Source organism: Shewanella sp. P1-14-1, assembly GCF_001401775.1.
Taxonomy (GTDB): domain Bacteria; phylum Pseudomonadota; class Gammaproteobacteria; order Enterobacterales; family Shewanellaceae; genus Shewanella; species Shewanella japonica.
Genome location: NZ_LKTL01000037.1, coordinates 22,989 through 31,903, shown reverse-complemented (window position 1 = coordinate 31,903; position 8,915 = coordinate 22,989). Strand labels below are relative to the sequence as shown.

Genomic DNA, 8,915 nt, shown 5'->3' with positions numbered 1-8,915 from the left:
TCGGGCAACTAAACTAAGCGTTAGTTAACTACTTCAAACAAGAAACTAACTTGGTCATTAGTGTCTGTGCCGTTTGGAGTGCGCACATATTATAGGGATGGTTTTATTGACGCAAGTGCTTTTTACAAGTTTTTTATTGTTCGGCTAGTAAATGTTCAAAATGCATGTTTTTTGTCAATATAAAACTCGGCATTGTTAGAAATAACCAGCTTACTTGGTATTTGGTATTTTATAAATATTCTAAAAAATCGAATGATTGTAGCTAAATTTAGCCATTTTATTTTATATTTTTATCTATAAACTCATTTCTATCAAATATGAGGGATGACGAAACATGTTGGTCAATACACGAGATGGATATGGCTTATTCACAATATTACTTCACTGGGTTAGCGCATTAACCATTTTAGGTTTGTTTGGTTTAGGTTTTTGGATGGTGGATTTAACGTATTACAGCAGCTGGTATCAAACTGCGCCTAATATCCATAAAAGTGTCGGAGTACTGCTACTTGGTTTAACACTAATACGCATCCTATGGCGCTTTATCTCTGTCACAACACAGGCTAAATCATCACACAAACATTGGGAAAAAGAGGCCGCCAAATGGACTCATAGGGCATTTTATTTATTGATGCTACTGATAATGACAAGTGGCATTTTGATTTCCACAGCCGACGGCAGGGGAGTAATGGTATTTGATTGGTTTGAATTACCTGGTTTGGGTAGCTTTATCACTAATCAAGAAGACATTGCAGGTGTTATTCACCAATATCTTGCATACGGGTTAATTGCTTTAGTTGTGATTCATGCAGCAGGAGCGATTAAACATCAACTTATTGATAAAGATAGCACCCTGACAAGAATGATAAAACCCGTAAAACCGAAGTAGCCTATCGAGTACTTATTTCACTCAAGCGTTGGAAAATTATACTTCATCACTTTTAATCACATGATTAATTTATATAAAGGAATAGATAATGAAAAAGCAACTGATTAGCACGGTATTTGGCGCCATCTTCTTGGTACCTGCAATGGCCAATGCTGCTGACTACAAAATTGATACCCAAGGAGCGCATGCATCAATTCAATTTAAGGTCAATCATTTAGGCTATAGCTTTGTGACAGGCCGCTTTAACGATTTTAGTGGTGACTTTAGCTACGATGCTAATAAGGTCAACGATACTAAGGTAAAAGTAACCATTAATACAACCAGTGTTGATTCAAATCATGCAGAGCGTGATAAGCATTTACGTGGAAGTGATTTTTTAAATACGGGTAAATTTCCTAAGGCCGAGTTTGTATCAACGACAGTTGAAGATAAAGGCAATGGGAAAGTGGTCGTAAATGGTAACTTAACGCTAAACGGCGTGACCAAACCTGTGGCAATCGATGCGACAGTCATTGGTGAAGGTAAAGACCCATGGGGTGGTTATCGAGCAGGTTTTGCAGGTACGACAGAATTTGCAATGAAAGATTTTGGGATAAAAATGGACCTAGGCCCAGCTTCAGCAAATGTGAGCTTAGATCTCGTTATTGAAGGGATTAAACAATAACGTCAATTGCGCAATCGAATACTTAATCGACAGAAAAAAGATTAGTCCGGTTATTCACAAAAACGCCACTCAGTTATTGAGCGGCGTTTTTTGTATGTCAGTGTAGGTGGATTGGCTAATTTTGCTTGTTAGTTAATATAATATGGCCAAATACATTCGCATCTTTATACCCTCGATTCATATCGCCATTCACGGCTTTGATGGGGTGAGAGCCAATAAAGTTTTCCCTCGTTTTACTGCCGTCGTTATCACAATAAGCCAGCATGAATCCGAGTTTTTTATTACTGCTAAGGGTGACTGGCGATACTTGATGGTCATCAAATGTTGTTAATGAATCATTATAATTGTCAGGGAATACCTTAATTGCCATTTCCCAATACACTTTTTGTGGGTTGGCCTCATCGCGAGACCAAACAGTTGTAATATGTTCATTGAATGTCATTGCTTGTTTTTGAGTTGAAAAGTCGGCAACTTGTCTGTCTAAAGCAACATGATAAGCAAAGGCGTTGTGGCTAAATTGATGTTCACCACCCGAGGCATCTTCATCTAAAAACACTTCAACGGTATCGTCATCCCAATACAGCACAGTTGGATCCGCGGTTTGATCAAATAACACATCATCAATGACTTCAGTGAGTAGATAGAGCGTGTCTTCGCGCCAAAGCAACTTGTAGCGACCACTAAAATCATTTTTATCTATTGCAGCACCAATGATCATGTTATCGATTGGGTGCCAGTTTGCATGTTGCCAATCAGCGTCATTCGGGGCTCCATCAATGTTAATTTCTTCATTGGCATAATTGACCATAATAGGTTGATGGACATACTCAGTGAACCTGTCTTCAGTAGTGGCTTGCACACTGTACGATGAAAAAAAGGCTGGGAGTACGAGCAGTGATATCGCTGCTTGTGTAATATGCTTTTGGGTGAATGTCAGTCTTGTTATGAAGGAGACATGTTTGTTGAACCATTCCATAGTGTTAATCCGTGTTAGTTTAACCGCAGACGAGAATTGATATGTTACCGCGGTTGATGTCGATGTTATCAACCAGTAGCTTACCTAGATTGAATAGCGTAAAGCTATCAATTCAATCATCTAATTTTTCATATTGGCGAGTCATTCTTGAATCTAGCTTATAGGCAGTAATACTTTTAACCGGTATGTTTGCTTAGGTAAAACATCAAAATTAAACTCGCCATTGGCATCGCTTTCTAGTGGCACATCATCAACCCAAACTTGTTGTGTAGTAACAGTGGTTGTGTGACTTACCTGCATCGTTATTTGGGCTTGTCTGAATCGTCGACTGACATGTAGCTCTGGCCATGATTTAGGTAACTGAGGCTTTATCTTTATCCCCTTTGAAGTGCCTTTAAGGCCAACGAGTTGCTCAATAACAATGCGATAGATCCATGCAACGGTACCAGTATTAAATAATTGACTCGATTTACCAGCATCTTCAGGGAACTGAAAATACGCTCCACGAAAGTAATTAGGGATAAAGACGGGGAGTTGCCCACGAGAGAGGGCATTTGCTTCTGATTCTGCACAAATCATTGTATGCAGTAATTCAAATGCAGCTTCGGTTTCACCTCGCTCAAATAGGGCGAAAATATAGAAAGCACCAGCATGGTTGTAAACTGAACCGTTTTCACCAGTACCAGGAAACTTCTGGGTTAAGCGACCAACTTCTTCATTCATATGGGTGTAGCTAGGCGCAAGCATCATCATACCAAACGGCGTTTGGAGTTGTTGTTTTATCTGCAACTTCATTTTCTGCCATTGGTTGTTATCGATAGCACCAGATAGCATTGCAAAACTTTGCGGGTTGAGATAAATCCTGCCTTCTTGATTTTGACTCACACCGAAGCAGTTTCCAGCATCGGTAATGCCTCTAGCAAACCATTCACCGTCCCAGCAATGCTGATTCACATCTTGGTTTATTGTACTCGCTTGCTGTAATAATGATTCGGCAAGGCTAGCATTACCTGTTGATTTAGCAACGTTAGACCATAACCTCATGGCGTAAGCACTGGCTAAGCTTAACCAGCTCGATACGCCTTTGCCTTGATATCCCACCATATTCATCGGATCGCACCAATCACCTTGATTGATGTAATTCAGACCACGTTGATCTCGTTGAGACCATAAATATGTCAATGCCAATTCAATATGCTCGAAAACTGTTTTAGGCGCTATGTCATCTGCAAACGGAATAGGCTGGTGTAAGAATTCATAATCTGCTGTTTCATCAAGATATGCGGTAATACAAATAACTAACCAAACACAATGATCCGTATGTGGGATTTGGTTGATATATTTAAGTTCAGACTCTGGGTTTAATAAAATACCATCAGGCATTTTACCGCTACTATTTTGCTGCGATAACGCCTTAACGAATGCGGCTTTTGTTTCATCAGGTTTGAGGTAAACCATTCCCATTGCATCTTGAAGGTAGTTTCTTGTTTGTGGATCTGTACTTAACCGATTGACATCACCATGGTAAAAAACTTGCCTTGGTAACCAGTGATTAATAAAGTTATCAAATTCCTTATTAGGGCTAGTTATACTCAGTTGTTGGTCAGCTTGAGCGATGTACTCTTGGTATTGTTTGTTAATTTTTTCTCGTTTCTCAGGAGATCCCAAATAGTGTTGCTGTAATTGCTTGGCTTCAAGCTTATCTTTTACAGGGGCAAAAACAAAGTTGGCTTGAAAGTGCTGCTCCGTTTGCAAAGGTAAATCAAAATGCATCACAGCAACCGGTGTTTGGTAATGAGCAGGTTTAGATGCTAATGCTCGATTGATGATAGCATCAGGATTATTGAGCCCTCCTTCACCTTCAAATGCTGCTTGGCGAGTTTCGTAACTTGTCGGGGCAATATCACTCATTAATACCGTTGTGTCTTTAAAATCTTGATGTGCAAAGTATTGTTCTATTTTTTGATACGGTGTTACTGACTCACACAAAATGGCATTTAACTCTGTATCAAAATGTGCAGATTGGTTCATCCATGACATATAACCCACTGGGAAGTAACTGTAGATACTCAAGTCACGTGAGCGACCACTATTGTTTGTGATATTAAGTTGCCAAAGTTCAGCGCAATCAGTAGTAGTTAATGTAAGTGATAACTCACAAACGATATCAAGGTGAGTGATGTGCCAGCTGATTTTTTCTTTTTCGACAATAAACTCAAAAGAGTCAGTAGCTTGCTTGACGGGGGCATAAGGAATAGAAAACAACTCACCAGATTGATTATCTTTTATATAAAAGAATCTTCCTGGATGATGGCTAAAATATGGATGCTCAGGCTGCATAAAAGTTTTAGCTTCAAGAGCAGGGCCATGAGCATATTTTGCAGGCTCGGGTTGCATAAATTGGGCAACGGCATAGCCACGACAATTCATTTGAATCATCATTTTTTTATTCCATAAAAAGCCACAAGCATTTGGCATACTTGTTGGGCTGTTTAGGCTGACTGCACCGTTTGCCTGATGGTAAGTGATCACTATTTATTCCTGAGCTGTTGTTTGAGTATGAAGGTTTGGCTGGCTTGTTTTTGCCTTAGGCTTATTTTGATTACTGGCGTTTTCATTTGCATATAATTGCTGAGAAATCTCAGCCATTTTGGCTTCGTTTAAGCTGTAATGTTTAACAACCCAAACCGCTAATAATGCAAATATGGCTGGAATTAATGTGTTCAGTAGTAAAATTCCCATCAGAGAGTCTGGTGATTGCTGCTGATTGGCCACATAGCCCATTGAAGATAAGAGCCAACCAATCATGGCGCCTGCAAATGCTCCCCCCAATTTTTGAGAAAAAGCAGCGGCAGAGAAAATCATTGCTGTTGCTCGACGTCCATTTTTATATTGAGAGTAATCTGCAGTATCTGCATACATGGAAAACACCAGTGGTGATTTGGGACCAAGACAGAAACCAATTAAGGCTTGCATGATAAACATTAGAGTAATGTTGTTGGGTGGAATCAGGTAAAAACCTGCCGAAAAGACCGCAACTAAAGTCATCAAACCAATCAATAAACTGCGTTTATCAAAATAGCGGCTGAGTATTGGTGTAGATGCTGCCCCAATCGCTAATGAAATCATATATACAGCCGTGAATGTTCCAATTAAGTCTTCTCGACCGACGTAATATTTAAAATAAAATGTCCCGGTGCTGGCGCGCAAAGTGATGGTGAACATAATAATCAGTGCTAGTGAGAATAATATTAACCAAGGTTTATTATTCGATAGATCAATCAGGTCTTGTTTGATACTGGTTTGCTGATTAACGGGTGGTGAAATTCGTTCTTTGGTCGCGAAAAAAGTGAGCGTAAACAAAACAGCAGAGATTAAGCCATAACACCCCATTGTCAGCTGCCAGCCTAGGGCTTGGTCTCCGTTACCTAGCAAGGTCACAAGCTCAGGAGTCAGGTAAGCGACGAGTGTGCCACCAGAAAAAGCACCGATGAATCGAAAACTGGTCAAGGTAGTACGTTCTTGACTGTCTGCGGTGACTACACCTAAAAGGGCGCCATAAGGCACATTAATAAACGTGTATGCCAACATCATGAAAATATATGTGCCATACGCCCATATAATCTTGCCATCATCGCCTAGATCTGGAACGGTAAAAGTGAGTATACCTGCCGCGGCGATAGGGATAATTCCCAGTAATAAATAAGGCCTAAACTTACCAAAGCGAGTGGAAGTTCTATCGGCTAATGCTCCCATCAACGGATCTGAGAAAGCATCTATAAGGCGAGTAACCAACATCATAGTGCCGACTGCAGCAGCTGAAATACCAAATACATCGGTATAAAAAATAAAGAGGAATACATCAAATACACGCCAATAAAAGTTAGATGCCACATCCCCAAGGGCGTATCCAATTTTTTCTTTTAGCGATAATTTTTCAGAGACGGTATTAGTCTGTTCGATATTTTGAGCCATTGTTATGGTTACCTTGGTTGATTCCATCCAATTTGCTTTTAAAGCCCACTTTCAGCTAACTGATTTTTATTGATATTTATTTTTAACAATCAGTGTAAGCGCTTACATTGTTGTTAGAATGTAAATGATTAATCAAATTTTGACCAGTGTTAATTTGGGCTAAACTGAGTTTTTTATGGCTGTGGCATCAAAATTGTGCGGTTTTTTTAAGTATAAATACTGAAGGTTAGCGATGAGTTTTAATCGCGATTGCTAAAGGTTTACGGATTACTTTAGAGGATTTACAACATCACGATAGAGGGCAGGGAAATTTGAGTTTCTTGTTATCAAAGTCTAACCATTACCAAGTTAAAGCAAGATTTAGTAGGGCATTGTTTAGTAAGGAATTGTTTAGTAAAAATAACACTTTTAGGGAAAAGTAAAACGCCCTTCTAGATTTGAGAAAGGCGTTTAAGAAATAATGATTATTAATAGAGATGATTAAATCGAGCTGCTTATTTAATCAAGCATCTTATTTAAGCATGTCTTGTACTTTAATGACTTGTGCACGATAGCCCGTAGCAAATAAATCATGACTGCCAATATTGATTCTAACGGCAGGTTTCGTCTCGCCGTAACGATGCTCTACTAATATCGACTGAACTTTACCTGTGGTGTCATCCATTTTAAGGTTGCCATAACCGCCACCTAGACCAAATAACCCTGCAGATGCAAAGTAGCTCATCATGCTGTCTTTATCTTGTTGGTATTTTACGATTGAGGTCACTGGTGAGTAGCCATCGTAGCCTAACTCATCTTTACCGTATTCCCATACTTGTTGAACGGTGAGATTCTGTTCATCAATTTTGTATTCAACTGAGCGAGAGTATTTTTCAGTGGCAAACATAGGCTGGCCAAGATGACGTCCATCACCATTATCAAATACCGTTAGTGTGCCTTTTTCTGGTACTAAATAAGCAGTATGTGAGGTGTAAGAGAAGTCAAAATTAGTGCCGCGACATAAACCTTTTTCGTTACAGTTAAGCTTATTACCTTGTTCATCCACCGGAGTAAGCAGTTTACTGGCAAACTTTTCAGACCAGCCTTTAGCTGGACTTAATATCCATTTAACTTGCTTATCTCTGTCTATCTTTATGACAGCGGATTGATGGCGAGAACTGATAATAATGCTGTCGTCACTGCTATCGTAGTCGATTGAGTTGACATGAATCCAATTTCGACCCGTTTCAACGCCGTGGATATCACCGTAGGGGGCATTTTTTAAATCTTCTAGTGTAGTTTGGTGTCCCGCTTGACTTGCATTGATGTTTAAACACACTGCGCCAGCATCTAATGATAATAAAGCATCATCTCGCATAGGATCTAAAATACTGTTTAGATCCCAGTAATCAATTAGTTTTCCGGTACTATCGACCTCGATGATTTGATCTCTAATCGTGTTAACTAGCATGCCATCAGGACGACGATAATCTTTGGCGGCGGCTCTGATAAAGATATTGCCATTGCTAGCTTCAATACCTTCATGGGATGCATCAATAAAGTTACCTGGTAGGCTATGCTCAGATATCATTCTGCCCATTAAGGACATTTTCTTCCAGCCTTGACCCTGTACCCAAACCATATTGCCATCGGCGGTTATGTTCATTCCCATGGCGTAACCTGCATTTTCAAAACTCTTTGAGTCATGAGTGGTATACGGGTTTAAATACCAGCGAATATCGCCTGCAGTATCAATAATAAAAAAGCCTGGTTTACCGTCCCAAGAAAAAGCACCTGGTGCGTCGGGATTATTGTGCGCTAATTGACCTGTTTTACCGTCAGGGTTGGTCCAATTTACAAAATATAAGCGGTCTTTAAAATCTGCATCGACATGTTCAACTTCAACGATAGGGGCTTTGGCCCATTGACTCTCGGAAAAGCCCATATCAATATCAGGGGTAAGCATTTGGTAATCATGACTATGTTGTTGGCCATTTTCGGTCCATTTCACGGTAAAGTGATTCATTAGCGCAGGGTATAAACCAAAAATGGGCACACCGCCTTCATTCATGACGCGCATGTCATCGACTTGATAGTTAATCGCAACTCCCGTGTCATCCTTAGCATGAACTGTCACTTCCACATTGGAGATCTTATGACCGTTAAGCGTCACTAATGCTGTTAACGGTGCATTTTCATATGGGTTATGAACGAGATAACCTAAAGGCGCATCCGGTAGTGGAATGGGTTTCATACCTAGTGGATCAGCGGCTAAGTTAGGCGCTGATAAGCAAAGGCTTAGTGCTAAGATTGAATGAACGAGAGGCTTAAACATACAAAATCTCTTTAAGGTAATATGCTGCATATTATAGAGAGAAATAGACCTTTTTAATGTTGCCTAACTGACATATTGTTGAGTTTATTTAATTATT

Annotated in this window: 6 protein-coding genes; 2 read left to right on the top strand and 4 right to left on the bottom strand. The window is 39.8% G+C overall.

The window, feature by feature from the left end; genetic code table 11:
- Positions 1-334: 334 nt before the first annotated feature.
- Both AN944_RS19695 and AN944_RS19690 read left to right on the top strand, forming a co-directional pair.
- Positions 335-889, top strand: coding sequence for a cytochrome b (locus tag AN944_RS19695; protein ID WP_055026360.1), 555 nt, complete (start codon positions 335-337; stop codon positions 887-889).
- Between the two features lie 88 nt (positions 890-977).
- Positions 978-1,553, top strand: a complete 576-nt coding sequence (locus AN944_RS19690; protein ID WP_055026359.1) for a YceI family protein — start codon at positions 978-980, stop codon at positions 1,551-1,553.
- Between the two features lie 115 nt (positions 1,554-1,668).
- Here the strand turns inward: AN944_RS19690 and AN944_RS19685 are convergent, their stop codons facing one another.
- From AN944_RS19685 to AN944_RS19670, 4 genes are all read right to left on the bottom strand, one after another.
- Positions 1,669-2,529 (bottom strand): sugar-binding protein, encoded by an 861-nt coding sequence (locus AN944_RS19685; protein ID WP_235531022.1) that lies wholly within the window; start codon positions 2,527-2,529, stop codon positions 1,669-1,671.
- Positions 2,530-2,682: 153 nt separating this feature from the next.
- A complete protein-coding gene (locus AN944_RS19680) occupies positions 2,683-5,061 on the bottom strand; it encodes a GH36-type glycosyl hydrolase domain-containing protein (RefSeq protein ID WP_200913388.1) in 2,379 nt (792 codons plus the stop codon).
- Between the two features lie 3 nt (positions 5,062-5,064).
- Positions 5,065-6,504 carry an MFS transporter gene (locus tag AN944_RS19675; protein WP_055026358.1) on the bottom strand — a complete coding sequence of 480 codons (1,440 nt, stop codon included), beginning with the start codon at positions 6,502-6,504 and terminating at the stop codon, positions 5,065-5,067.
- A 511-nt stretch (positions 6,505-7,015) separates the two neighbouring features.
- Entirely contained in the window at positions 7,016-8,818 is a 1,803-nt protein-coding gene (locus AN944_RS19670) for an aryl-sulfate sulfotransferase (protein WP_055026357.1), read from the bottom strand.
- Between the last annotated feature and the right edge of the window lie 97 nt (positions 8,819-8,915).